Source organism: Oxalobacteraceae bacterium OTU3CINTB1, assembly GCA_024123955.1.
In the GTDB taxonomy this organism is placed as follows: Bacteria; Pseudomonadota; Gammaproteobacteria; order Burkholderiales; family Burkholderiaceae_D; genus Rugamonas.
Genome location: CP099652.1, coordinates 2,332,665 through 2,358,428, shown reverse-complemented (window position 1 = coordinate 2,358,428; position 25,764 = coordinate 2,332,665). Strand labels below are relative to the sequence as shown.

Annotated in this window: 16 protein-coding genes and 2 tRNA genes; 2 read left to right on the top strand and 16 right to left on the bottom strand. The window is 63.0% G+C overall.

Features of this window, described 5'->3' with window-relative positions:
- Positions 1-226: 226 nt before the first annotated feature.
- The 5 genes from NHH73_10260 to NHH73_10240 form a co-directional block, all read right to left on the bottom strand.
- On the bottom strand, positions 227-910 hold the full coding sequence (locus NHH73_10260) for a DUF3334 family protein (protein USX28634.1): 684 nt from the start codon (positions 908-910) through the stop codon (positions 227-229).
- Between the two features lie 444 nt (positions 911-1,354).
- The gene (locus NHH73_10255) at positions 1,355-1,801 is read right to left on the bottom strand and encodes a hypothetical protein (GenBank protein USX28633.1); all 447 of its coding nucleotides are present in this window, start codon (positions 1,799-1,801) and stop codon (positions 1,355-1,357) included.
- Positions 1,802-1,979: 178 nt separating this feature from the next.
- Positions 1,980-2,055: transfer RNA gene (locus tag NHH73_10250), tRNA-Asn, on the bottom strand.
- Positions 2,056-2,217: 162 nt separating this feature from the next.
- Positions 2,218-2,293 (bottom strand) — tRNA-Asn (locus NHH73_10245).
- 125 nt (positions 2,294-2,418) lie between these two features.
- On the bottom strand, positions 2,419-3,621 hold the full coding sequence (locus tag NHH73_10240; GenBank protein ID USX28632.1) for an aspartate/tyrosine/aromatic aminotransferase: 1,203 nt from the start codon (positions 3,619-3,621) through the stop codon (positions 2,419-2,421).
- A 114-nt stretch (positions 3,622-3,735) separates the two neighbouring features.
- Here NHH73_10240 and uvrB point away from each other — a divergent pair, with 114 nt between their 5' ends.
- Positions 3,736-5,817 carry an excinuclease ABC subunit UvrB gene (gene uvrB, locus NHH73_10235; protein USX28631.1) on the top strand — a complete coding sequence of 694 codons (2,082 nt, stop codon included), beginning with the start codon at positions 3,736-3,738 and terminating at the stop codon, positions 5,815-5,817.
- Between the two features lie 9 nt (positions 5,818-5,826).
- Positions 5,827-6,852: a pirin family protein gene (locus tag NHH73_10230; protein USX28630.1), complete on the top strand. Its 1,026-nt coding sequence runs from the start codon at positions 5,827-5,829 to the stop codon at positions 6,850-6,852.
- 6 nt (positions 6,853-6,858) lie between these two features.
- Here the strand turns inward: NHH73_10230 and NHH73_10225 are convergent, their stop codons facing one another.
- The 11 genes from NHH73_10225 to NHH73_10175 all read right to left on the bottom strand — a co-directional run bounded on the left by NHH73_10225 (position 6,859) and on the right by NHH73_10175 (position 25,726).
- A complete protein-coding gene (locus NHH73_10225) occupies positions 6,859-7,806 on the bottom strand; it encodes a lysophospholipase (GenBank protein ID USX28629.1) in 948 nt (315 codons plus the stop codon).
- A gap of 72 nt (positions 7,807-7,878) precedes the next feature.
- Positions 7,879-8,976 (bottom strand): sn-glycerol-3-phosphate ABC transporter ATP-binding protein UgpC, encoded by a 1,098-nt coding sequence (gene ugpC / locus NHH73_10220; protein USX28628.1) that lies wholly within the window; start codon positions 8,974-8,976, stop codon positions 7,879-7,881.
- Positions 8,977-8,985: 9 nt separating this feature from the next.
- Positions 8,986-12,786 (bottom strand): hypothetical protein, encoded by a 3,801-nt coding sequence (locus NHH73_10215; protein USX28627.1) that lies wholly within the window; start codon positions 12,784-12,786, stop codon positions 8,986-8,988.
- Positions 12,779-14,152: a GH1 family beta-glucosidase gene (locus NHH73_10210; GenBank protein ID USX28626.1), complete on the bottom strand. Its 1,374-nt coding sequence runs from the start codon at positions 14,150-14,152 to the stop codon at positions 12,779-12,781. Before NHH73_10210 ends, NHH73_10215 begins: the two co-directional genes overlap by 8 nt.
- A gap of 24 nt (positions 14,153-14,176) precedes the next feature.
- Positions 14,177-17,263 (bottom strand): discoidin domain-containing protein, encoded by a 3,087-nt coding sequence (locus NHH73_10205; GenBank protein USX28625.1) that lies wholly within the window; start codon positions 17,261-17,263, stop codon positions 14,177-14,179.
- 74 nt (positions 17,264-17,337) lie between these two features.
- Entirely contained in the window at positions 17,338-18,168 is an 831-nt protein-coding gene (locus NHH73_10200) for a carbohydrate ABC transporter permease (protein USX28624.1), read from the bottom strand.
- Positions 18,165-19,040: a sugar ABC transporter permease gene (locus NHH73_10195; GenBank protein USX28623.1), complete on the bottom strand. Its 876-nt coding sequence runs from the start codon at positions 19,038-19,040 to the stop codon at positions 18,165-18,167. Before NHH73_10195 ends, NHH73_10200 begins: the two co-directional genes overlap by 4 nt.
- Complete coding sequence (locus NHH73_10190) at positions 19,037-20,323, bottom strand: sugar ABC transporter substrate-binding protein (protein USX28622.1); 1,287 nt, start codon at positions 20,321-20,323, stop codon at positions 19,037-19,039. Before NHH73_10190 ends, NHH73_10195 begins: the two co-directional genes overlap by 4 nt.
- A complete protein-coding gene (locus NHH73_10185) occupies positions 20,320-21,792 on the bottom strand; it encodes a hypothetical protein (protein USX28621.1) in 1,473 nt (490 codons plus the stop codon). Before NHH73_10185 ends, NHH73_10190 begins: the two co-directional genes overlap by 4 nt.
- A 14-nt stretch (positions 21,793-21,806) precedes the next feature.
- Positions 21,807-24,659, bottom strand: a complete 2,853-nt coding sequence (locus tag NHH73_10180) for a TonB-dependent receptor (protein ID USX28620.1) — start codon at positions 24,657-24,659, stop codon at positions 21,807-21,809.
- A gap of 59 nt (positions 24,660-24,718) precedes the next feature.
- Complete coding sequence (locus NHH73_10175) at positions 24,719-25,726, bottom strand: LacI family transcriptional regulator (GenBank protein USX28619.1); 1,008 nt, start codon at positions 25,724-25,726, stop codon at positions 24,719-24,721.
- Positions 25,727-25,764: the final 38 nt, after the last annotated feature.

Sequence of the window (25,764 nt, the reverse complement as noted above, 5' to 3'; positions counted from 1 at the left end):
CCATTGATACCATGTATTGCAAGACGAATATATCGATAGTCGAATTAACTGTTAGAAATTCGGCGGCTACTATGATGAAACTGAATAATAAAAGGCCGCCTTGCGGCGGCCTTGCAACAACGATGTCGAAAAAACACGAAGCATTTACATCTTCTACACGCAGCAACTGTGTTGAAAATCCCACAAACGGCGCCGTGGCGGGCGTCCGCCGGGGCCGGCGGTCACTTCACATGCCCAGCGACTTGAGCAGATCGGAGTTGTCGTCTGCGTCGTCGACCGGGGACGGCGTCGACGCGTTGTCGGTGTTGTAGGCGTCGTCGATCAGCGATTGCGGATCGTGCTCGGCCGAATCGAAATCGTACAGCTTGATGAACTCGGTGCGGTCGATCGCCAGTTCCAGATAGAAGATGTTGTTCTTCTCGGTGTAGAAGGTGACGCGGCGCATTTCCGGACGGTCCAGCGGCGTGTCCACGCTCAGCATCACCTGCTTTGTCAGCACCAGCATCTTCGGCTGGTTCTGCGTGATGTTGGTCTGCAGCTCGCGCCGCACCTTGCCGGTGAAGTCGCCGACGATCTGGTTCATCAGCTCGCCCATGATGTTGGACACCTCGTCCGACGTGTGCGAACTGGCCAGCTCCGACTTCGGCATGCCCATGTGCAGCATGTAGCGCTCGTAGATTTCCATTGCCGTGTCGGCGGCGAAGTTCAGCACCACCAGGCCGGTGAAGCCGCCGTCGAACATCACGAAGCAACCGATGTCGGGCTTCAAACCCGTCTTCGTGATCCGCTGCACCATGCCGGAATAGTTCACTTTACTTTGCGTGGCAACATTCAGCACGCGGGCCACCGAGTTACACAAACTCATCAACAAATCTTCTGTACCGTACACAACATCCTTTTCTTCGCTCATGGGGCAACCTCTATTTACTTTTTGTCGATGATGGCGCCGCGTCATGGTGCAGCGCCTAACGAAACATGGCCTCCTCGCTCAGCCAGCGGGCGACCTCATCTTTCCATTCCGTAGCCGAAATAAAATCAATACTATTGAGTATGCCGAGGTGCAAGATTCCCGTCCACCTGATTCACACATTTACATCAAATTTCAGTGCCGAAATGCAAAACCGCCAATCGGCAACCCGGAGGAGTGGGGAGGAAGCAGTAACTTATTTAGAAGGCCGACGCTTTTTGCGTTTCGGTGGCTGGGCAAGCGGGAAAAAGGCATCCGTCCAGACCTCTCGAGGAGTGCGTGCCAACAATACAACATTAGGACCAACGCCACTGTTCATTACCCAACCCCGCGGCCCCTGCGGTCACAGCAGGTCTGCGGACAGTCGCGACAGCGCCTCTTGACGGCTTACCTACCGCCAGCATCGTTAGGCCTTTGCCTCGAATCCAGCTCCTCGCGCATTCTGTTGAGCAGCACTGCCGTTTCCTCGGTTTGTCTTTTGACCTCGGCTTGCGCAGCCGAGGTGCTCTTTCCAGCCTCAAACGAGGCGACCATCGCGGACAAAACCGTCGCGTTAAACGCGGCAACACCCAAGACGATCGCGAGAACGGCACCAACGGCGGTGACGATGATGGTGGTTTTGAGACCGGCCATTGACGACCGTATTTCCGATCCTATTTCCGATATCGTCATCTCCACCCGCGCCATGCGGGCATCGAAGTGACGCGACCGCTCTTGCATCAACGCGGAAAATGCAGCAAGCGCGGACTCGATGGACGCGACGCGGGCATCCATGCGGCTTTCTACGGCCTCAAGCTTTGCGTCGACGAAATCCCTGTCTGGTGAAGCAGCCATTCAAGCATGATCGCGTGCGATTTCGGGGCTGTCAATCAGAGCACGTCCGCGTAGCCCCTTGCACTTCTGACGCTGCTCAACAAACCCCAACAATACGCTCTGGATCATCGCGGTATCAATGACGAAATGCAAAAAGCCCAACCGGTAAAGGCTGGGCTTTTTGGATACTGCTAAATTCTGGCTCCCCGACCTGGACTCGAACCAGGGACCTGCGGATTAACAGTCCGTCGCTCTACCAACTGAGCTATCAGGGAATTGAGGCCAGAATTATAGCCGCTCAACTTTGATTTGCCCAGCCCAAAAAGCAACTATTTTCGCCGGCGCGGGACCGTCAAGCGGACGCGCCAATGGAAAAAGCCCCATGTCGCATCGCAACGATCTTCACCGTTACAAGAAAACATGAGGCTTTTAAATTCTGGCTCCCCGACCTGGACTCGAACCAGGGACCTGCGGATTAACAGTCCGTCGCTCTACCAACTGAGCTATCAGGGATTAGAGGCAACATTTTATACTGTTTCGTTCGCGCCATCAAGAAAGATTTCCAACAGCGCAACTTACAACGGCATTCTATGTTGCCACTCGGATCAAGCTACTGCTCAACCCGAAGAAGCAAGAGTTTAGAGCACTTTGGCGATGGCGTCAATAACGATGTCGATATTGCGCGAATTCAACGCCGCCACGCAGATGCGGCCGGTATCGACCGCGTAGATCGACTGTTCGCGCAGTTGCTCGACCTGCGCCTTGGTCAGGCCCGAGTACGAGAACATGCCGACCTGGTCGCGCACGAAGGCGAAATCGTGGGCGGGGGCTTTCGCCTTCAGCTTCTCGACGAAGGCTTCGCGCATTTCCTTGATGCGCACGCGCATGCCGGCCAGCTCGTCTTCCCACATCTGGCGCAGTTCCGGCGTGGTCAGCACGGTGGCGACCACTTTACCGCCGTGCACAGGCGGGTTGGAGTAGTTGGTGCGCACGACGCGCTTCAACTGCGACATCAGACGGCTCGCCTCTTCGCCGCTGGCCGCGACCACGCTCAGCGCGCCGACGCGCTCACCGTACAGCGAGAACGATTTCGAGAACGAATTCGACACCAGCAGCGGACCGCCGGCGTCGGCGAAGCGGCGCACCACCGCGCCGTCTTCGGCGATCCCGGCGCCGAAGCCCTGGTAAGCCATGTCGAGGAACGGCACCAGGCCGCCGCCGGTGACGGCCGCGATGACTTCATCCCACTGGGCCGACGTCAGATCGGCGCCGGTCGGGTTGTGGCAGCACGCGTGCAGCAGCACGATGGCGCCGCGCGGCATGGCCTTCAACGCGGCCAGCATGCCGGCGAAATCGACGCCGTGGGTGGCGGCATCGTAGTAGGCGTAGTTATTGACGGTGAAGCCGGCGCTTTCGAACAGCGCGCGGTGGTTCTCCCAGCTTGGATCGCTGATGTAGACCTGCGAATCGGGCGCGAAGCGCTTGAGGAAATCGGCGCCGATCTTCAGCGCGCCGGTGCCGCCGATCGCTTGCACGGTGATCGCACGTTTCTCTTGAATTACCGCGCTGTCGGCGCCAAATACCAGCTCTTGCACCGCCTTGTCATAGGCAGCCAGGCCTTCGATCGGCAGGTAGGTGCGCGGGGCCGGCGTGGCGATCAGGATTTCTTCCGCTTTCTGTACGCAAGACAGCAGAGGCACTTTGCCGTTGTCGTCATAATAAACGCCGACGCCCAGATTGATTTTGGCTGGGTTTTGGTCGGCGTTGAAGGCTTCGGTGATACCCAGGATCGGGTCGCGTGGTGCCATGTCGATGGCGCTGAACAAGCTAGGATTCGTCATGATAAGATTGGATTCGATTGGAAGCGTTTCGCAGCGGATGAACGTAGACAGCGCCCCTTAAAAAACTACTTCAGGCCGCTGGCAGGCCATTATTTTAACAAAGGTCGGACCACGATGGCTGAATTACCAGTAGTAGATACCCCTAAGGCAACGGTTATTACCTTCCCGGATTCGCCGTTCAAATTGCACCAGCCCTTCCCGCCCGCCGGCGACCAGCCGGTGGCGATCGACAAGCTGTGCGAAGGCATCGACGACGGCCTGTTCTTCCAGACCTTGCTCGGCGTGACCGGCTCCGGCAAGACCTACACGATGGCCAACGTGATCGCCCGCAAGGGCCGTCCTGCGATCGTGTTCGCGCCGAATAAAACGCTGGCCGCCCAGCTGTACTCGGAGTTCCGCGAGTTCTTCCCCGAGAATGCGGTCGAATACTTCGTCTCGTACTACGATTACTATCAGCCGGAAGCCTACGTGCCGCAGCGCGACCTGTTCATCGAAAAGGATTCGTCCATCAATGAGCACATCGAGCAGATGCGCCTGTCGTGCACCAAGTCGCTGATGGAGCGGCGCGACGTCATCATCGTCGCCACCGTGTCGGCCATCTACGGTATCGGTAATCCCAACGAGTACCACCAGATGATTCTGACCTTGCGCCAGAAGGACCGCGTCTCGCAGCGCGACATCATCGCGCGCCTGATCCAGATGCAGTACACGCGCAACGAGGTCGATTTCGGCCGCGGCACCTTCCGCGTGCGCGGCGATACGCTCGACATCTTCCCGGCCGAGAATGCGGAGCTGGCGGTGCGCCTCGACATGTTCGGCGACGAGCTGGAATCGATCCAGCTGTTCGATCCGCTGACGGGCCGCGTCAAGCAGAAGATCCCGCGCTTCACCGTCTATCCCGGCTCGCATTACGTCACGCCGCGTTCGACCGTGCTGCGCGCGATCGAGAGCATCAAGCTCGAACTGCGCGACCGCCTGGAGTTTTTCCGCAAGGAGAACAAGCTGATTGAAGAACAGCGCATCGAGCAGCGCACCCGCTTCGATCTGGAGATGATGGCCGAAATCGGCTTCACCAAGGGCATCGAGAACTACTCGCGCCACCTGAGCGGCGCCATGCCGGGCGAGCCGCCGCCGACTTTGGTCGATTACCTGCCGAAGGACGCGTTGATGTTCCTCGACGAGTCGCATGTGTTGATCGGGCAGCTGAGCGCCATGTACAACGGCGACCGCTCGCGCAAGACCAATCTGGTGGACTACGGCTTCCGCCTGCCGTCGGCGCTGGACAACCGGCCGTTGAAGTTCGAGGAATTCGAACAGAAGATGCGGCAGACGATTTTCGTCTCCGCCACGCCGGCCGACTACGAAAACACGCACGCCGACCAGGTGGTCGAGCAGGTGGTGCGGCCGACAGGCCTGGTCGATCCGCTGATCATCGTGCGCCCCGCCCGTTCGCAGGTTGAGGACCTGATGTCCGAGATCACCGACCGCGTCGCCAAGAACGAGCGCGTGCTGGTGACCACGCTGACCAAGCGCATGTCCGAGCAGCTGACCGAATTCCTGAGCGACCATGGCATCAAGGTACGCTACCTGCACAGCGACATCGAGACGGTGGAGCGGGTCGAGCTGCTGCGCGACCTGCGCATCGGCACCTTCGACGTGCTGGTGGGGATCAACCTGCTGCGCGAGGGCCTCGATTTGCCGGAGGTGTCGCTGGTGGCGATCCTGGACGCCGACAAGGAAGGCTTCCTGCGCTCCGAACGTTCGCTGATCCAGACCATCGGCCGCGCCGCGCGTAACCTCAACGGCGTGGCGCTGCTGTACGCCGACCGCATGACAGACTCGATGGAACGCGCCATCGGCGAGACCGAGCGCCGGCGCGCCAAGCAGATCGAATTCAACGCCGCCAACGGCATCGTGCCGCGCGGCGTGAGCAAGATCATCAAGGATATGATCGACGGCGTCTATAGCCCGCAGGACGCGCGCGAGAACCGGCAGGTAGCGCAGGAGGCGGCCAAGTACGAGTCGATGAGCGAGAAGCAGATCAGCAAGGAGATCAAGCGCCTGGAGAAGGCGATGCTCGATCACGCCAAGAACCTGGAGTTCGAAAAGGCCGCGCAGGTGCGCGACCAGCTGCATGGCCTCAAACAGCAGCTGTTCGGCGCGCCCGGCGCGGACACACTGCCCACCCCGAACTGATTGGCACCTATGACGAATCCGATTTTAAGCAGCGGCCCATTGGGCTCCCCGTGGGCGACCATGGACCCGTTCCTGTTTTGCGTCCACCACGTGGACAACTACCCCAAGGGCGACGGCAAGTTCGGTCCCGCCGCCTCGCTGGCGGGGCGCCGCCTGGGCCAGGACTTCATGAATGTCGACGGCTGGAATATGTACCACGGCGAACAGGTGCCGGGCTTTCCCGGCCACCCGCATCGCGGCTTCGAGACGGTAACCATCGTCCGACATGGCCTGATCGATCATGCCGATTCGTTGGGCGCGGCGGCGCGCTTCGGCGCCGGCGACGTGCAGTGGCTGACGGCGGGACGCGGCATCGTCCACTCGGAGATGTTCCCGCTGCTGAAGACGGAGGACGGCAATCCGCTCGAACTGTTCCAGATTTGGCTTAACCTGCCGGCCCGCAGCAAGTTCGCCGAGCCGCACTTCACCATGCTGTGGTCCGAAGACGTTCCCCGGGAAACCGTGGTCGACGCCAACGGCGCGCGCACGGAGGTGGTTTGCGTGGCCGGTCGCGTGGAGGCTCTGCATGCCCTGCCCCCGCCGCCGGATTCCTGGGCCGCCGCCGAGGAAAGCGACCTCGCGATCTGGGTGGTGACGATGGAGCCCGGCGCGGAATGGACCCTGCCGCCCGCGCGCGGTGCCGACACCAAACGCGCACTGTATTATTTCGACGGCGAAGGCGCCAGCCTTGGCGGCCAGCCACTGGCATCGCGCAGCGCCAACGACTTGCGCACCGATGCGCCTTTGCTGCTGGTGAATGGCGCCGCCGGCAAGGCGCAATTCCTGATTCTGCAAGGACGGCCGATCGGCGAACCGGTGGTGCAATCGGGACCGTTCGTGATGAACAGCGAACAGGAAATCCGCCAGGCCCACGCAGACTACCGGCAGACCGGCTTCGGTGGCTGGCCGTGGCCGGACGGCGCCCCGGTGCACGGCGACGACCCAACGCGCTTCGCCCGCCACACCGACGGCAAGGTCGAACGGCGCGACCGCTAAGTTACGTCAGCGCTGTTTGACAAACGCCGCCACGGCCTCGCTCAATTGCGGGGCCAGCGGCAGATTTGGATCGCTATACGATGCCCGTTGCGCGGCGGGATCGGCGGGTACCATTTTCAGCACGTGATTCATGCCCTCGATGGTCACCAGCTTGGCCGACGGCGCGGCCTCCGAGAGCGCCTGCGCCTCCTTCACGGCGACCTGGATGTCGGTCGTGCCCTGCGCGATCAGCACCGGCATTTTCAGCGCGGCGATCGCCTTGCGCGGATCGGTCTTGAAGGACGATATCAAATACGGCTGCACCGACGGCCGGTACAGCATCATCAGCTCCGGCGGCACATCCTCCACCGCCTTGCCCTGCTCCAGCGCGACCAGTACGCGTTCGTTTGCGCCGGCCAGCGCGGGCGGCAGCTTGGGCTTGAGTTGGTCACGCAGGATGTCGGCCAATGGGTGGCCGGGGCCGGAGATCGACACGCAGGCATCCGCCTTGGCGCGCTGGCACGCCACCAGCGCGATCAGCGCGCCTTCGCTGTGCCCCGCCATCACCACCTTCGAGAACCGCTTGTCGGCGCGCAGTTGGCGCATCCACACCACGGCGTCGTCGACATAGCTATCGAGCCGCAGATCGGATTCCTCCTTGACCAAGCCGGCGCTGGAAGCGACGCCGCGCTTATCGTAGCGCACCGTCGCAATGCCTTGCTGCGCCAGCGATTCGGCCAGCATGCGCAGTGAATTATTGAGCAGCGAAGCCGCTTCGCTATTGCCGTCGCGGTCCGTCGGGCCGGAACCGGAGTGCAGCAGCACCACCGGCACCTTGGCGCCGCCCCCCGGTATCAACTCGGTGCCATACAGCGTGCCGCCGGCGACGGCCTGCGTGACAGCGCGTTCGGTGTAACTGCCCGCGTGGGCGGCAAAGGACAGCACCAGCAATGACAGCATTAATTTACAGCGCATTCGCAACTCCATGATCGGTATCGGTAAGGCCTATGATACCGGACGGCGCCAGCGAAGTCGCACGATCCAGGCTCAATAAATAGCTAGTCCGTGCGCGTCGAAGACGTGCCAACGCGCCTGCTCGACGCGTACGACGGCGCTCTGGCCGCCCTGCCAGCGCGCTTCGGCATCCGCCCTTGCGATCAACTGGGTCGTGCCGCCGTCCGGTGTCAAATAAATGTAGCTGGCATCGCCGAGCAGCTCCGCCGCCTGCACCGTGACCGGAATGCCGGCGACGCCGCCGCCTGCCGGATCGGGGGGCGCCAGGGCCATGTGCTCGGCGCGCACGCCCAGCGACACCGGCGATCCCGGAACGAGCCCGTCGCGCGCGCCGATCGGCACCAGCGCGCCGCCGGCCAGCCGCACCGCCATCGCCTGCCCGGCCAACAACTCCACCACGCCGGTCAGGAAGTTCATCGCCGGCGAACCGAGAAAGCCGGCGACGAACATATTGGCCGGCCTCTGATACAGCTCCAGCGGCGCGCCGACCTGCTCCACTTGCCCGCCGCGCAGCACCACGATACGGTCGGCCAAGGTCATTGCCTCGACCTGGTCATGGGTTACATAGATCATCGTGCTGCGCAGGGTGCGGTGCAGGTTTTTTAGCTCGATGCGCATCTGAACCCGCAGCGACGCGTCGAGATTGGACAGCGGTTCATCGAACAGGAACACTTCCGGCTGACGCACGATGGCGCGGCCGATTGCCACCCGCTGGCGCTGGCCGCCCGACAACTCCTTGGGCTTGCGCTGCAACAGCGGCTCGATGCGCAGCGTGGCCGCCGCCTGCTCCACCTTGGCTTTTATCTCTTCGCGCGAAAGTCCCGCCATCTTCAACGCGAAGCCCATGTTGTCGAATACCGTCATGTGCGGATACAGCGCGTAGCTCTGAAACACCATTGCGATGCCGCGCGCGGCGGGCGTGACGTGCGTCATGTCACGCCCGCCGATGCTCACCGTGCCCTCGTCGGCAGTTTCCAGCCCGCAGATCGTGCGCAGCAAGGTCGATTTGCCGCAACCGGACGGCCCGACGAATACGACGAACTCGCCGTCGGCGATGCTCAGGTCTATGCCTCGCAGGATGGGCTGCTGGCCGAATCCCTTGCGTATGCCGCGAATGTCTACTCCTGCCATGACTTCCCCTCAACCCAACACCAGTTCGACGCGGTGGGCCGCGCCATCGCGCAGCAGCGGAATTCGCGCCACACCGTCGTCGGCCGCGAGTGCCGTGCCGTCAAGGGTCACCGAAACAACATCGTTGGCGCGACGGTCGGGATTAAGCACCTTGATCTCGTAGCTGCCGCCGCCGTCGGGCAACTGATGGCGGATACTGAATTCCGGCCAATCGTCCGGAATGCGTGGGGCCATCACGATCGTGTCCCCGCCTTCGATACTGAAACCCAGCACCGACTCCAGGCCCACCCGGTACATCCAGCCGGACGATCCCGTGTACCAGGTCCAACCGCCGCGTCCCACGTGCGGCGCCTCGCCATAGACGTCGGCCGCGATGACATACGGTTCGACCTGGTACACCGCCACCGCCGCCATGTCGCGCGCATGGGTCACAGGGCTGAGCATCTCCAGCAGCCGCGCCGCGCGATCGCGACGACCCGCTTCGGCCATCGCCCGCACCACCCAGCACGCGGCATGGGTATACTGGCCGCCGTTTTCGCGCACGCCCGCCACATAGCCCTTGATGTAGCCAGGATCGTTGGGCGTATTGACGAAAGCAGGCGTCAGCAGCCGTATCAGACCATCCTGCTCGGACACCAGCCGCTGCTCCAGCGCGTCCAGCGCCTGCGCGGCGCGTGCCGGCGGCGCCGCTTCGGAGATCACAGCCCACGCCTGCGCCAGCGCGTCGATCTGGCACTCGTCGCTGTCCTTGGAACCGATGACGGCACCGTTGTCGTAATAGGCGCGGCGATACCATTCGCCGTCCCAGCCGCCATCGTTCAGCGCGTGGTCCAGATGATCGTGGTAGGCGCTGTAGATGGCAACGCGCGCGGTATCGCCGCGCTGCTCGCAGATCGGCAGGAAATCCTTGATGATGCGCGACAGGAAAAAGCCCATCCATACGCTTTCGCCGCGCCCTTCGCGGCCGACGCGGTTCATGCCGTCGTTCCAGTCGCCCGTGCCCATCAGCGGCAAGCCGTGCGCGCCCTGCGTCAGCGAGCGGTCCAGCGCGCGGCAACAATGCTCGTAGACGACGGCACTTTCGCCCGACAGCGACGGTTTCAGATAGACCTCGTCCTCGCCCTCCTCCAGCAGCGGCGCAGTCAGGAATGGTTCGACTTCATCGAGCACGCTCCAGTCGCCGGTGGTTTTGATGTAGAAGGCGGCGACGTACGGCAGCCAAAGCAGGTCGTCGGAGAAGCGCGTGCGCAGCCCGCGTTCCATTGGCGCCGTATGCCACCAGTGCAGGACATCGCCTTCGACAAACTGGTGCGCAGCATGGATACGGATCTGCTGACGCGTCAAGTCGGGGCGGGCATAGATCATCGCACTCGAGTCCTGCAACTGGTCGCGATAGCCCAATGCGCCGCCGGACTGGTAGAACGCCGAGCGCCCCCAAATGCGGCAACTCAGATTCTGGTAGGCCAGCCAACCGTTCTGCATCAAATCAATGGCCGGCACCGGCGTGCTCACTTGTACCGCGCCGACGGTGTGGCGCCAGAAAGCAGTGATCTCGTCGAATGCCCGCTGCACCGCACCCGGCGCGGCGTAGCGTCCCACCAATTCCAGCGCGGTCGCGCGCTCCCGCGTCTCGCCCAGCAGCACAACCCATTCCAGCGTCGCACCCGGCGCCAGTTCATGCGTCGTCTGGAGCGCAGCGCATGGGTCGAGGCCAGCGCCTGACGCGCCATCCAATCGTGCGGCGGCCAGCGCGGCTGGCTTGGCAAGGTCGCCGTGCTGGCCGATGAAGACGTCGCGGTCGGCGCTGTGATGCACCGTCGCGCCATCACCCGGCAACGCGGCGGCAAACGTAACACCGTCGGCGAACTGGCCGGCGAGCGGATTGGTCGCCAGCAGCGCGCCCGAGGCATCCCACTCCGTGATAACAAAACGGCTGCTCTCGGCCGGCGTACCGCCCAGCACCAGCCGCTGATACGAGAACATCGACACCCGGCGCGCAACCGGGTCGCGATTGGTCACCCGCACGCGAACAATCTTCACCGGATCGTGGCGCGGCACGAACATCACCGTTTCCTGCTCAAGGCCATGGCTGAAGTGATTGAAGCGCGTGTAGCCAAAGCCGTGCGCCGCCTCGTATCCCGCGCGCGCCGGGGCCGGACCGGGCACCGGTGACCAGTATTGGCCACTGTCCTCGTCGCGCAGGTACAGCGCCTCGCCATGCGGATCGCGTATCGGATCGTTGGACCATGGTGTCAAACGGTGAATGCGACTGTTGCGGCTCCAGGTATAGCCGGAGCCGCTTTCGCTGACGAGAAAACCGAATTCCTCGTTCGAGATGGCATTGGTCCAGGCCAGCGGCGGACGACGCAATCCATTGGTCGCGTCCCAATCCATGCGAATGACGTACTCGTCGCCCGCATCTGTGAACCCGCCATAGCCATTGAAGTGATGCAGCACGGCGCGGCCGGGCACCGTCGTCGGCCCATCCGGATCCGTCGTGCGCGTGGCAGGCGGCTGGGCGGCGGACGGGGCGACATCGGCATCCAGCACCGGCATCCTGCCGCGAACGACCAGCAGCGCGGTCATTTCGATCAAGGCGAGATCCTGCTTGTTGAACCTTTCCGGTTTGCGCACATGGACGCCTTCCGCATCCTTGTAAGAGCCGTCACCATCCAGCAGTAAAAGATCGACCATCCATCCGTGTGCGGCCCAATAAGCGCGAGCACGCAGCAGCAAACCTGCATTGGCGTCGTCGGCGCCATCGACCCACGCGATAGCCAACGGCCCGGCGGGAAGATCGTAGGACGACACAACGGCAGCGATATCGGCGGAAGCTTCAATCTCACGCGCGGTATGGCGCGGCGCGCGTACCGCAGGCTCGCCATACAGCATCGCACCCGCCAACCGCTGCAAATAGGTCGCCTCGTCCGAACTCAAACCCAGTCGTTGCTCCAGCGCCTGCTGGGCGGCGCGGGCGGCATTGATCGGCGCGCGATCCGCCGGTTCCAGGCCGCCGGCCAACGCGAGCGCTTTCTCGCGACTGTCTGCAGCACCCAGGATAAACGCCACGCTGGTGTGCGCGCCCGGCGCCAGCGTTAACGCGCGGCGCAAGCTGAATGCCGGATCGAGCACATTTCCGGCGGTGCCGGACAGTTCTCCGTCCATGCCGGCCGGCGAGCGCAGCTCCCGTCCGCGTCCAACAAAGCGCGTACGATCGGTCTCAAAGCCCGCAGCCGCGCCACCGGCGGCGGCATGTATCATCCACAGCGCCGCATCGCCCTCGCCGCGCGGCCTGCGCCGTGCCAGCAAGGCGCCCGTGGCGGCGTCATGCTCGGTCTGCACGAACAATTTGGAGAAAGCCGGATGGGAGGCTTCATCCGCTTGTCGATTCAACACCACTTCCAGATAGCTGGTCACCTCGATATGACGCTCGGTCGAACCGGTATTCTTGAGCACCACGCTGCGCAGTTCGACGTCACGCGCGGGATCGACGGCGATCTCCATGTGGGCCGCGATGCCATGCGCCGAGACGCCGATCCAGAAGCTGCCAGCCTCGCCGCCGGAAGTCCTGACCGCGTCCCCCGGCCCGCCAGGCTGCAAGCCCAGTGACCATACCTCGCCGCTGACGGTGTCGCGCAGATAGATGAAGTAGCCCTCGCCGTCCTCGATGCGGTCGCCGCTCCAGCGCGACAAGGCCATGTCGCCGACCCGGCTGAAACCAGCGCCGGCGCCCGTGATCAGCGTGGTGAAGCTACCGTTGGAGAGCAGTCGCGTTTCACGCGCAAAGGTGTTTTCTAAACGATTATTCATGGTGCTTTCCGGCTGTTTGATTGAGACAGGCGCCATTACTGGCGACGATATCGGCGTACAGCATGGCGCTGTCTTTCAATGTGCGCTGCTGCGTTTCAAAATTAACGTGGATGATGCCGAAGCGCTTGGAGAAGCCCAGCGACCACTCCAGATTGTCCAGCAGCGACCATACCATGTAGCCCCGCAAATCGACGCCCGCTTCCAGCGCGGCGCTGATGGCGCCCATATTCTTGCGCAGGCAATCGACGCGCAGCGGATCGTGCACCCGACCACCCTCGGCCTGCGGCGGATCGTAGAACGCCGAACCGTTCTCCATCACGTACAGCGGCGTGTCGCCGTACAGCCGTTTGAAGTTGACCAGCGTATCGGTCAGCCCCTGCGGGAAGACTTCCCATCCCGTCTCCGTGTAGGTGGCCTGGGTCTGGCGGACCGGCGCCACTTTCAGCGGCCAATTGGAGGGCTCGTCGCGCACCACGCTGCGGGTGTAATAGTTGATTCCGACGAAATCCAGCTTCTGGCCGATCAACTCGAAGTCGGCGGCCGGCCAGTCAGGCCAAGCCTCGCCGAACATCTGCTTGAGCTCCGGCGGATAGGCGCCGAGGAAGATCGGATCGAGGTACTGGCGGTTCATGTAGGCGTCCGCGCGGCGCGTGGCGTCGAGATCGGCCTGCGACTGGCTGGCCGGATATTTAGGTTCGATATTGACGACGATGCCGATTTGATGCCTGCCTATTTCCCGATAGGCCTTGACGGCACTGCCGTGCGCCCGCATCAGGTTGTGACTGGCCAGCGCCGCCTCGTGCACGCTGCGATGGCCAGGCGCCAAGGTGCCGTGCAGGTAGCCGCCATCGGTGACCACCCAAGGCTCGTTGAGCGTTGCCCACGACTTGACCCGCCCATCGAAGGCCTGGAACAGTACCCGCGCATAGTCGGTGAACCAGTCGGCGATGTCGGGATTGAGCCAGCCGCCCCGATCGTCCAGCGCCGCGGGCAAATCCCAGTGGTACAGCGTGAGCATCGGCTCGATGCCGTTGGCAAGCAGCTCGTCGATCAAACGGCTGTAGAAGTCCAGGCCGGCCTGATTCACGGCGCCGCGCCCCTGCGGCAGGATGCGGCTCCACGACACACTGAAGCGATAGGCTTTCAGTCCCAGCTTCACCATCAGCGCGACGTCCTCCTTGTAGCGGTTGTAATGGTCGCAGGCGACGTCGCCGTTGTCGCCGTCGCGCACATTGCCCGGCACCGCGCAGAAGCGCTGCCAGATGCTCGGCCCCGCGCCATCGGCCAGCGGCGAACCTTCGATCTGATACGCCGACGTCGCGCTCCCCCACAAAAAGTCGGCGGGAAACTGGATGGATTTACTCATTTGATGATCCTTGTGATCTCGAAGTTATAACGATGCGCCATTCATTTTCAGCACCGCCGGCAGGCTATCGATCCTGATCTGCCGGTTTTTCCATGGCACCGGTTTGCCGTTTAGCGTGGCCTCGCCGGGCGCCGTGTCCCACGGCCAGGTGAAAACCACGCCGCCGGGAGGTTTACGTTGCATGGCATCGACAGTTAAAGAGAGCGTGCCGGCGGCGGCAGCCAGCTTGTAGCTGAGCGGACCGTACGGCGTGCGCAGTCCGTGAAGGCCGACGCCTTCTCCGCGCAGCCAGTCCACCGGCACGCCTTCTGCCAGCAATAGCGCTTGATCCGCCTCCCGCTCGTAGGCGAACGAGTCGAGCGCCGCGCGGATGTAGTCGGACGAGATCCAGCCGTGCGGCATGTCGCCGACAAAGCGCGGCTGGCGCATGTCGCGGCCGAGGACTTCCGCCCATTGGTTCCACTTTGCTGGACGCTGGTCGGCATAAAAATAATCCAGCAGCTCGGCCGCGCGCTCGCGCCAGCCCAAACGCACAAAGGCGCTGACGTTACGCAGTTCATAAGGCGTGTAGTCCTCCCACGCCTTTCGGCCATCGCGGCGGGCCAGGAAGAAGTCCCAGTACTTCTCGTAGGTGGGCCGCAGCAAAGCAGGCGGCAGGAACTGCTGCTCGCCGCCGGGCGTCAGCGCAATGGTCGACGACGTGGGATCGAAGTCGCCCAGTTCCGCCGCACCGGGGAGGTAGTCAATGCCGTGAGCAACGGTTGCCGCGTCCAACGACGCATAGAGGTCGCGCCGAAACTCGTCGCGCGCCAGCGCGAGGCGCTGCCCGTCATCGGTCTTCCCGAGTGCAGCGGCGATATGGACCGCGTCCTTGTAGCCCCGCATAGCCCAGAAGTCATCCCAGTACGAGTGCATCGGCTTTTCCGAATACCCCTCGTGGCTGATGGATGCCGGCATCAACCCATAGAACGCGCGACGCTCCGACGTACGATTTGCCTCGCCGCGTTCGGACTGGCGCAAGGTTTCCATGTAGCGCGCGGCGGCATCGACGCGCGGCCACACATCGGCAAGCGCGGTCTTGTCCTGCGTGTAGCGATACAGCTCCGCCGCAAGGAAGATCAACTGGCCGTGACTATCGTTTTCCGGGACCGGATCGGCGCCGCGACGGTCGACGCAGCACGGTACTTTGCCGTTGTCGAACTGGTATGGCGCATACCAACGGAGGTAGTCGGCCGCGATGTCGGCCTGCCCGAGGCGCAGCAGCGCCTCCGACATCATCGCGCCATCGCGTATCCAGGAGCGCCGATAGGAGCGGGTGCCGGGTTGCAGCGATGGTCCCTCCCGCGTCATCAGCATGTGCGCAAGGGACGAGCGCAAGGTGTCGGCCATGTGCTGACCGGCCGCCGGCACTTTCAGTGTGACCCGATTTAGCTTGTCGCGCCACCCTGCCGCCGCCGCTTCCTGATGCTCCGTCAACCATGCGGCGGCGTTCCTGCTGGCGGAAGGAATGGTCAATGCCGCCGGGCCGCCCGCCATCGGCAGCACCGCGCCAATCACAACGCTTCCGCGCGGGGGCAGCACCACCTCATAAGTCATCGCCGCCGAGGCCATGCCCGTTTCGTCATGCAGGCTACGCATGCCCGATTTCGCAGGAGAGGCGCCAGGCAGCAGGCCGCCATCGAACGATGACAAGGCCACGCCGGCGGGCGCTTGCAAAGGATGGATTTTGCTATCGCCGTTGATTGTGATCGTCTTGCCATCCCACCGCAGATCGTGGATGGCGCTGAAACCGCCCGGCGTATTGAGGAACTGGCGTGGCGCGTTGACCTGGAACGGCCGCACCGCCAAAACCAGCTGCATGCGCCGCGCGGTCGCGCCAAAGTTTTTCAGCTCGTACTTTGCCAGCAGTTGCGATGAAGCCGGCGTGCCGTCGGCGGCGGCAGTGATGGACAGCGTCCAATCCGGATGCCGCCACAGTACCGACGGCACGGGCAGATAGCCATCCTGCAAACTTTGGCTCACTTTCACATCGGCCCACGTCACTAGCCGGTTGCCGTCGCGGACAAAGGGTTCCACGGAATATCCGCCCTGCTTCGCCTCCAGGGCGCCATCCTCGGAAATGAGCGCGCTGTGATCGCCGCCGCCATCGACGCCCACCAGCGTCCAGTAAGGCTGCTGGCCGGAGAAGCCCCGTGGATAAAATCCCCGCTGGGCGCCGCGCGCCACGCCTTCGAGAAACTGGTTGGGTGTCGCCCCCCATGCCAGATCCTTCAGCTCGACTTCCGCCAGCGCATACGCCGACGACGGACCGTCGCGCAGCACCAAACGGATATATCGCGCTTCCGACTCCGCCAGGCGCAATGGATCGTCGCCCCCATTGCCCGCGACGACACGGCGCGCCAACCGCCATTGTCTGCCATCCGAAGACAGTTCGATATCATAGTTGCTGGCATAGCGGCGGCCCTGCCAGTGCAGCACCAAGCCGCCGAATTCGCGCTCCGAGCCAAGATCGATCGTCAGGCGCTGTGGCTCGCTTTTGCTCTTCGTGCCAACCCGCCTGGTACCCGCATCGCCATCGACCGCCAGCGCGGCCGCTCCGCCGGCCAGGTGGGAAGAAGCCTGCGCGACCGGCTTTGGCCACGTATCCGGTACCCGCGGCAGCGCGCGCATCGTCAATTGTTTAACGTAGACAGACCCTTTGCCACCACCACTGCCTGCGCTGACCACAAACTCGATACGGTCGGCGCGTTTGAGGTCCCGGTCCTTCGTCGGCCCCCACGCAAACAGCACCTGGCGCTTCTTGATGCGCACCAGTTGCCACTCTTTCGGGAAGCTGTAGTTCTGCTGCGGGAACCACCAGACGTTATCGCCGCTGGCGTCGGTCATTTTGAATTCGAAATGATTCACCGGCGCGTCGGCGCGCACGTAGAACGAGATTTCGTAGTTCTCCGGCAGGTCCAGCGGCAGCGCGCGGCGCACGAAGGCGTAGCCGCCCTTGCCGGCGAAGTCGAAATCAAGCCGCAAACCGCCATCGGCGGCGCTGGCTGTGGACTGCACGCCGTCGGAGGCCTGCGCCTGCCACGCGTCGACAGATGAAAAATCGTCGAGCACGCGCGGCGGCTCCGAAGCGACAGCCGCCGACATCAGCGCGGCGACCAGGCCCGCAGCCAAAAGGTGTATGAGCCTCATCCCTTTACGCTCCCCACCAGCAAGCCTTGGATGTAGTATCGCTGCAAACCGAGGAACAACAGCAGCACCGGCACAATGGTCAGCACCGAACCTGCCATCATCAACTCGTTATCCTGAACGTGCTCGCGCGACAGCGATGCAAGTGCCACAGGCAAGGTGTAGAGATCTTTATCGGTCAGCACGATCAACGGCCACATAAAGTCGTTCCACGTCCCGAGGAAGGTGAAGATGCCCAACGTGACCAGGATCGGCGTTAGCAGCGGCAGTACGATCACGCGGAAGATCCGGAACTCGCTGGCGCCGTCCATGCGCGCCGCTTCCAGCAACGCATCGGGTATCGTCAGCGCGTATTGACGCACCAGGAAAATGCCGAAGATCCCCGCCATCGCCGGCACCAGCACCGCGCCATAGGTGTTGACCAGCCCCAGATACTTCAGCAGGAGGAAAAGCGGCAGCATCGCCACCTGGCTAGGTATCACCAACGCGCCCAGCATGACCTTGAAAATCCGGTCGCGTCCACGGAACTGCAGCTTGGCGAAGGCGTATCCCGCGCTGACGTTAAACAGCAGCGACAATGCCGTGGCGGCACACGACAGCAGCAAACTATTGAGCAGATACCGGCCGATGCCGGCATGCGTGAACAGCTCGCGGTAGTTGTGCAAGGTCGCGGCGCGCGGCACCAGAGGCAGCGGAAACGCGCTCGACTCGCCGGGCTCCATCAGCGATACCGACAGCATCCATAGCAGCGGGAACAAAGTGAGCGCGCCGGCGGCCAGCATCACGGCGTTGAGCGCCAGCGCGCGCGGTTTCCAGGAGAAGGCGGTCATGCGTCCGCTCCCTTGGCAAAGCGCAGTTGCAGCAAGGTGACGCCGAACATGATCACGAACAGAATGAAGGCCACCGCCGACGCCGCGCCCAGGTTCCACCATTTGAAACCTTGCTCGTACATGAAATACAGCACGCTGACGGTACTCTGTACCGGCCCGCCCTGCGTCATCACGTACGGCTCGGCGAACAGCTGGAAGTAGCCCGACATGCTCAGGATACTCACCATCAGCATCGTCGGTCCGAGCATCGGCCAGGTGATGAAGCGGAACTGCCCCCATATGCCGGCGCCGTCCAGACCCGCCGCCTCGTACAGATCGTCGGGAATGCTTTGCAGGCCCGCCAGGAAGATGATCATGTTGTACCCGAAGTTCTTCCAGACCGCGAACAGGATAATCGCCGGCATCGCCCAATCGGGATCGTTCAGCCAATCCACAGGCGATATGCCCAATTGATCCAGGCCGTGGTTGATCATGCCGTAGCGCGTATGCAGCAGGTAGCGCCAGATCACCGCCACCGCCACCAGCGACGTCACCACTGGCGCGAAAAAGGCGGTGCGGAACAGCCCCTTGAACCAGGTGAGACGGGAATTCAGCAGCAACGCCGCCCCCAGCGAGGCGGCGATCGACAGCGGAACGCCGACCACGACGAAGTACAGCGTATTGCCGAGCGCCTGCCAGAACAGCGGCGTTTGCAGCAGCTCGGCGTAGTTGCGCAGCCCGACGAAGCGCAGGTTGTCCAGATTTGCCAGCGCGTAGATATCGAAGTCGGTAAGGCTCATTACCAACGCTGCCAGCACCGGCAGGAAGAAGAACACGCCGATGACCAGCAACGCGGGGCCGGCGAAGCACCAGGCGGCGCGGCGCGGGTTCATCGCGCCTCCTTCCGCGCCAGCATCCAGCGGCGCTTTTCCAGGATATGGTCGGCCTTCGCGTCCAGCGAAGCCACCGCCTGGTCGACCGTCAGCTCGCCGTGCGTCACGCGCTCGGCGACCAGCCGCATTTCGGTGGCGATGCGTTCCCACTCGGGCACCTTGGGCGCCGGCTTCACACGCTCGAACTGCTGCCTGAACGCCTGCGCATAGACATCGTTGGCAAGGCGCGGCGCGCTCCAGTTGCTGCGGCGCGGCGGCAGGTCGCCCGTCAACTCGTGGAAGCGCGCAGCTGTATCGGTGCGGGACAGGTACTCGATCAATTGCCAAGCTTCGCGCGGATGTTTGGACGATGCCGACAGCGCCAGGCTGGCACCGCCCGCGATGGAGGCCGCCGGACCGGAAGGCCCGGGCAAGATCGCCGTCATCCAGTGCTGCTGCTGATCGGCCGGCAGACGGCGTTTGAATTCGCCCATATTCCAGGGACCGGAAATGTAGAAGGACACGTAGCCCATGCCGAATTCGTGATAGACGTTGGTGATGCGGTTCATCGGCGCCAGCTTCTGCGCGTACATGTCGGCGTATAGCTGCAAGCTTCTGCGAAAACCGGCGCTGCGGAAGTTGCCATAGCGGCCACCGTCACGCAGCAACGGCTCATCGTTCTGCAAGGCCAGCGCCAGCAACGGCTCGAATTCATCGCTCGGCAGCAGGATCGCGTAATTGTCCGGTCCCACCCGGCGCTTGATGGCGTTCATCGCCTTCATCCATTCGGTCCAGGTTTGCGGCGGCTTGGCGTAGCCGGCGCGTGCCAGCATATCGCGCCGGTAGAACAGCACGCGGGTGTCGATATACCACGGCGCGCCCCACAGCTTGCCGTCGACGATATTGGTATCCCAGATGCCGGGAAAATAGTCGGACCGGGTCACCAGCTTCGAGGCGGCGACTTGCGCGTCCAGCGGCAGCAACGCGCCCAGCACCGCGAACTCCGGCACCCACGTGTTCCCGAGCTGGAAAATGTCGGGCATGACGTCGCCGGCGAAAGCGGTCAGCAGCTTTTCGTGCGCGGCGGTCCACGGCAGTTGCTGGACTTCGACCCGCACGCCGGGGTGGGTGCGTTCGAACTCCGGCATCAGCGCGGTGACGACTTCGCCCTCGCGCCCCATGGCCCAAAACTTCAGCACAACGCCCTCCTCCTTGCGCGGCGCGCACGATGCCAGCAAGGCGCAGGCCAGCATTAGCAGTATCGCGTGCGAAAAGCATTGGCGCAGTGACAAACCTCGCATCATTGGGCGGGCGCCATCTCTGTTGCCGGGCTAACCTTCTCCGGCTGCTTCAGCCAGCCACCTGTAAAGCCGGCGCGTTCCAGTCCGCGCCGAATCACCGGGTGGCCCCGCATCACGCGCCACACAAAATCGCTGCGGTAGTTTTCCGTCATGGCGAGGATCGGCCCCTGGTCGATGCCGAGATAGTCGTTGTCGACCCAACCCTTGCCTTTGAGCGTGCGTCCTTGCGAGACGGGGATATCGTAGTCAAAGCTTGGATTGAAGGCGTCCAGGAAGCCGTAGCGCCCATAGATCCAGTCGCCGTAGCGCTTTTTCATCTCCAGCACCGCCGGCACCACGATCTCCGGCGCGAACGGCAGCGACGACGCGGCGGCCGTCGGCGCCAGGGTGCAATCGTCGTAGTGTTTCAGGCCACCGATGCCGCGCGCCGTGTAGGTGCGGAATGGCAGCTTGATGGCGCCGTAGTCCAGTGTCTTGTCCACCGGGCCATCGCTGGCGGTGATGCCCCAGACGTTGGCGCCATAACCCTTGCAACGCAGGGGATTGGCGATCGCGTAAGCCTGCTGCGCATAGGTGGCGCGGCGGCTGTTCTCGAAATAGTCGTATCCGCGCTTGCCCATGTACTCGTCACGGATGCCCCGGAAGTCGATCCATACATGGCTGTACTGATGGATGAACAACGACGGATAGGCGAGATGCTCCGCGTCGCCCTTTCCTTCAAGGCTATTCGGGTAGGTGCTGGTCCAGGCCTTCCAGGCGTCCGGCTGCACCGGATGGGTGGGCGATCCGAGCGCCAGCACGTAGACCAGCATGGCTTCGTTGTAGCCCTTCCAATCGTAGGGAATGAAGCCGGATTCGGGATGCCAGCCCAGCGCGATCGACGGCTTGCGCGCTTGCGCCCAGGTCCAGTCGACCCGCTCGTAGATCTCGGCGGCCAGCTTGCGGATCTCCTTCTCCGCCGGATCGTCGCCGTCGAAATAGGATTGGCAGAACAGCGCGCCGGCCAGGAACAGCGCGGTGTCGACGGTCGACAGTTCAACCTTGTCGTGCCGCAGTCCGGTCTTCATGTCGAGGAAGTGATAGAAGAAGCCCTTGTAGCCGCTAGTGGACGTGCCCTTGGCGTCGCCCTGCGGCGCGTCGCGGAAGAAACGCAACGTGGCCAGCACGCGGTCGCGCGCCTGCTGGCGCGTGACGTAGCCGCGTTCGACGCCGATCGGATACGCGGTCAGACCGAAGCCGACCGCCGCCACGCTGGAAAACGACGGCGTCGGATAGCGGTCCGGCACCAGGCCGTTGGCCGGGTTGGCGGTTTCCCAGAAAAAGTCGAAGGTGCGGCGCTGAAGGTCGTCGAACATCGGCGGCAGCGCGGCATCGCGCGCCTGCGCGCCGCCGGCGCCGCCGAACAAGGCGGAAGCTGCGAACGCCAAGCTGGCGGCGGCGTGCAGGGCGCGAGGCTTGAAAAATACGGTCATGAACACGGGCCTCCTCAGAACGCGTAGCGCGCGCTGAACTTCAGGGTGCGCATCTGGCCGCCCATGGAGTTGGGCACGCCGAGATTTCTGTTATCACCCCCGACCCGGTTCTGTGGATTGCCCGGGCCGCCGCCCCAGCCGTCATAACCGCCGTAGTTGATGCTGTTGAACAGATTGAGCACGTCGGCCCGCAGCGACACGCGGCCGAAGCGGAAGCCCACCTCCTTCGACAGCCCGACATCCACTTGGCGGAACCGGTCGCCATCGCCTTTGACGGACACGCATTGATTGAAGCCGGTCGAGCAATCGGTGATGCGGTAAGGCAGGCCGGAACCCAAGGTCACCTTACCGGATAACATCAGCCCCCACGGCAGCCAGCCATCGGAAACGCCGGCGACAACCAGACGGTGACGCTCGACATCTCTTGATGGATTCCAGGCCGAGGCATAACGTCCATAAGTCCAGTTGAAAATCTCGTTGGTCCATTCCTTGTTGGTGGTCTCGCCCTTGCTATAGGTGTATGTCGCGCCCAGGCTCCAAGTGGAAGCCTTGGTGTAAGGCTTGTCCATTTTCAGATAAGCCGACTCGGTTTTCGCCTGCGAGACAAAGTCGCCGAGCACCAGTGTCTGATAGCCTGGAATGGAATCGAACAGCGGATCGATCGGGCTGGCGTTGCCCCACCCACCGTTGACATCGCGGTTGCCGCCGAACCAGTTGAACTGGTTGCGACTGCGCGAGTTGGTGTAGCCCGCCTCGCCGTTCCAAATCCCCAATGCCTGGCGCAGGCCGAAGCTCCATTGGTCGGTATAAGCCATTTTGTGATCGTTCTTGATCATCCAGATTTCGCCACCCGTCTGCGCGTTCTTTTGCGCTTCGTCCAGGGCGTGATTGGCGATGGTGCGGTCGTATGCCCGCCCCCAACCTGCAAACAGCACGGACGCGCGGTCACCCTTGATGTCATAAGAGAGTCCGAGACGCGGCGCCAAGGCCTTCTTGAAAGCCTTGCGGCTGTTGCCGGTGCTGATGTAGTCGCCGATGTTGACGCCGCCCTTGGCGAGCGACTGGGAATAAGTTTGACCGGCGGGCGCCCCCTCCCGGGGATCTTGCCGGCCGAAGATCGCCACGCGGTCGGCCGGCGTCACGTAGCTGTCGTTGAGCATATTGTCTTCGTAGTCGTAGCGCATGCCGAGATTGAGCAGCAGCTTGTCCGTTGCCTGCCAGTCGTCCTGGAAGTAAATACCGTACTGGTTGTTGGAGAACTCCACGCCGTTCGCAGGAATCGGCTCCTGCGACCGGATCAGGCTAGCCAGACCTGTCACCGTGTCGATTCGTTCGGTACGCACTTCGACGGCACGCGCTGTGCCGGACAAATCATAGGTGATGTGCTTGACCTTCAAGCCAGTCTTCATCGTGTGTCCGCTCTTGCCGGTGTAGGTCAGATCATCCTGGAACAGCAGGCCGCTTTGCTCGCGGAACTGGTTGTTCGGCGAGCCACCGACAATGATCACATCGACGACGTTGTTATCCGTATTGCTGGGCGAAACCTGGTATTTGATGTACGGCGTGCTGGCGTTCGAATGTGGGTTCCAGCTGTACTTCTCGTAGCCGATGCGGGCCTCGTTGAGGAAGTTATCGTTGCTCCACTCATGCTTGAAGTCCAGGCGGTCTTCGTCGTTGCTGCGATTGAGGGAATTCTCCGGCACGCTCAACTTCACGTCCTCGGGAATCATGTCGGTTTCGCGCCGGATGCGCGCGGTCGCTTCCACACGCTGGTTTTTGGCGATCTGCGCGTCCACCTTCACCAGGAACAGATCCTCCTTGAACTTGGATACGGCGGAACCCTGCTGCGACAGCAGCGATGGCACGATGCCCGCGTTGGGCAGCAAGTCGGTGCGCTGGGCGATCACCTGGCGCGGGCTGTCGATCTTCTTGCCCTCGTAGGCGATGAAGAAGTGCGCCACATCCTGCTTGATCGGACCACCCAAGGTCATCCCGTACTGGTCCTGTGAAGATTTTGGCCGGCCGATACCCTTCTGCTCCGACTCCTTCTGGAACGGATCCTTGGCCGTGAGATTGGTGCCGGTGTGGTCCCAGAACGCGTCGCCATGCAGCTCGTTGCCGCCGGATTTGGTGATCGCCGTGATCGCGGCGCTCGACACCTGGTCGAATTCGGCCTTGTAGTTCTGCGCGATCACCTTGTACTCGGCGATGGCCGATTGCGGGAAGGGATTGCCCCGGCTGGTATCGAGGCCGGAGACGCCGCCGCGCAGGATGTTGTTCTTCTGGCTGACGCCATCGATGAAGACGTTGACGTTGTCCTGGTTCTGCGACCCGGATTGCAGCTTGACGTTACCGCTGTTGTCGACACTGAAGCGCACGCCAGGCGCCAGATCGGCGAAGGACAGGAAATTGCGCGTCACCTGCGGCAGCTTCTCGATCTGTTCGCGCGAGACGGAGGTGCCGACCTCGGAGCCTGCCACATCGCGGCGCGACGCGGAGCCGGTGATCACCACTTGCTGCACGCCGCTTTGCAGCGCCAGGTTGACCTGGCTGGTCTGGCCGACGCTAACGGTCACCGGTTCGGACGTCTGTTCACCGACCTTGATCTGGTAGGTGCCCGGAGCGACGCCGGTCAGCACGTAGCTGCCGTCGGCGCGCGTGACAGTGTTGTAGACGTAGCCGTTCGACTGGTTGGTGGCGGTAACGGCGTTGCCGGCCGACGGCGCCGCGCCGCTGGTGACCTGGCCCTGAATGGTCGCGCTACTCAGTTGCGCGTGCGCGGGGATGGCTGTCAATAGTGCTGCGGCCAATGCTGCGGCCATTGCGGACAGGCGTAGGGACGGCTTATGCCGTTGGGTGTTGTTCATGGTTGTCTCCTGTTTTTGTGTACTTTTTTTGTGTGTACTACCAAGGCATGAAGCTACTACTAACTTTGCTGACTACCTCCCGTCGAAGCACGCACCACCAGCTCGGCGGCCAGTGTCTGCGCGCTCACCGGCGTGTTCCCGGACTGACCGATTTGCGCATGCAGGCGCTCCAACGCCCGCACGCCCAGATCGGCGATCGGGACTCGAACGGTCGTCAATGCCGGACTGACGTACCGCGCAATACGAATATCATCGAAGCCGGCCAGCGCGATATCGCGCGGCAGCTCCAGTCCTTGCTGGCGCAGCTCCAGCAACGCGCCGATGGCCATCATGTCGTTGGCCGCGAACAGCGCGTCCGGGCGGTTTGCTGCGACGGCCAGCGCCTTGCCCACCCGCTGCCCCGACTCCTCGGAGAAGTCGCCTTCGAACACCTGCGCCACCGCGTTCGGCTCGAGCGTGGCCAACGCCGCGTGATAGCCGCGCAAGCGCTCCTGCGCCTCGAAGTTACCGGCCGGGCCGGCGAGGAAGGCGATGCGCCTGTAGCCCTGCCCCACCAGATGCGCCACCATGGCGTAGGCGCCGCTGTAGTTATCGAACGAGATGGAAGCGTATTGCGTGCCGCCGGCGGCGGTGCTCATCAAAACGATCGGCAGGTCTTCGGGCAGGTTATCGGACAGCAGCGCCGCGTCCACATGCGGCGACATCACCAGCAGACCGTCGACGCGGCCGCGCATGGCGCGGATCGAGAGCGCCACCTCGTCGGCGTCGCCGTGCAGGCTCGATACCATCAGGTGCAGGCCACGGGCGCGCGCGGCGACGTCGATGCCGCGAATGATCTCGGAGAAGAACTCGCCGTACAGGTCCGGCAGCAGCACGCCGATGGTGTTGGTGAAGCTGGTGGTCAGGCTGCGGGCGCCGACGTGCGGCATATAGCGCATCCGTTTGACCACCGTCAGGATGTGTTTGCGGGTATCGTCGGTGATGCTGGCGTGGCCGTTGAGCGCGCGCGACACCGACGCCACCGACACGCCGGCCTCCTGCGCCACGTCCTTGATCGTTATCGCCATGCTTGCTGCTTTCGGGAAATGTAACCGGTTACATCAGC

Excerpts from the sequence above, each read along its gene's own strand:
- ugpC (USX28628.1), bottom strand. The coding sequence starts at position 8,976 with ATGGCAGGAGTAGACATTCGCGGCATACGCAAGGGATTCGGCCAGCAG.
- NHH73_10210 (USX28626.1), bottom strand. The coding sequence starts at position 14,152 with ATGAGTAAATCCATCCAGTTTCCCGCCGACTTTTTGTGGGGGAGCGCG.
- NHH73_10260 (USX28634.1), bottom strand. The coding sequence starts at position 910 with ATGAGCGAAGAAAAGGATGTTGTGTACGGTACAGAAGATTTGTTGATG.
- NHH73_10180 (USX28620.1), bottom strand. The coding sequence starts at position 24,659 with ATGAACAACACCCAACGGCATAAGCCGTCCCTACGCCTGTCCGCAATG.
- NHH73_10225 (USX28629.1), bottom strand. The coding sequence starts at position 7,806 with ATGCGCTGTAAATTAATGCTGTCATTGCTGGTGCTGTCCTTTGCCGCC.
- NHH73_10195 (USX28623.1), bottom strand. The coding sequence starts at position 19,040 with ATGAACCCGCGCCGCGCCGCCTGGTGCTTCGCCGGCCCCGCGTTGCTG.
- NHH73_10185 (USX28621.1), bottom strand. The coding sequence starts at position 21,792 with ATGACCGTATTTTTCAAGCCTCGCGCCCTGCACGCCGCCGCCAGCTTG.
- NHH73_10215 (USX28627.1), bottom strand. The coding sequence starts at position 12,786 with ATGAATAATCGTTTAGAAAACACCTTTGCGCGTGAAACGCGACTGCTC.
- NHH73_10240 (USX28632.1), bottom strand. The coding sequence starts at position 3,621 with ATGACGAATCCTAGCTTGTTCAGCGCCATCGACATGGCACCACGCGAC.
- uvrB (USX28631.1), top strand. The coding sequence starts at position 3,736 with ATGGCTGAATTACCAGTAGTAGATACCCCTAAGGCAACGGTTATTACC.
- NHH73_10255 (USX28633.1), bottom strand. The coding sequence starts at position 1,801 with ATGGCTGCTTCACCAGACAGGGATTTCGTCGACGCAAAGCTTGAGGCC.
- NHH73_10200 (USX28624.1), bottom strand. The coding sequence starts at position 18,168 with ATGACCGCCTTCTCCTGGAAACCGCGCGCGCTGGCGCTCAACGCCGTG.
- NHH73_10230 (USX28630.1), top strand. The coding sequence starts at position 5,827 with ATGACGAATCCGATTTTAAGCAGCGGCCCATTGGGCTCCCCGTGGGCG.
- NHH73_10190 (USX28622.1), bottom strand. The coding sequence starts at position 20,323 with ATGATGCGAGGTTTGTCACTGCGCCAATGCTTTTCGCACGCGATACTG.
- NHH73_10175 (USX28619.1), bottom strand. The coding sequence starts at position 25,726 with ATGGCGATAACGATCAAGGACGTGGCGCAGGAGGCCGGCGTGTCGGTG.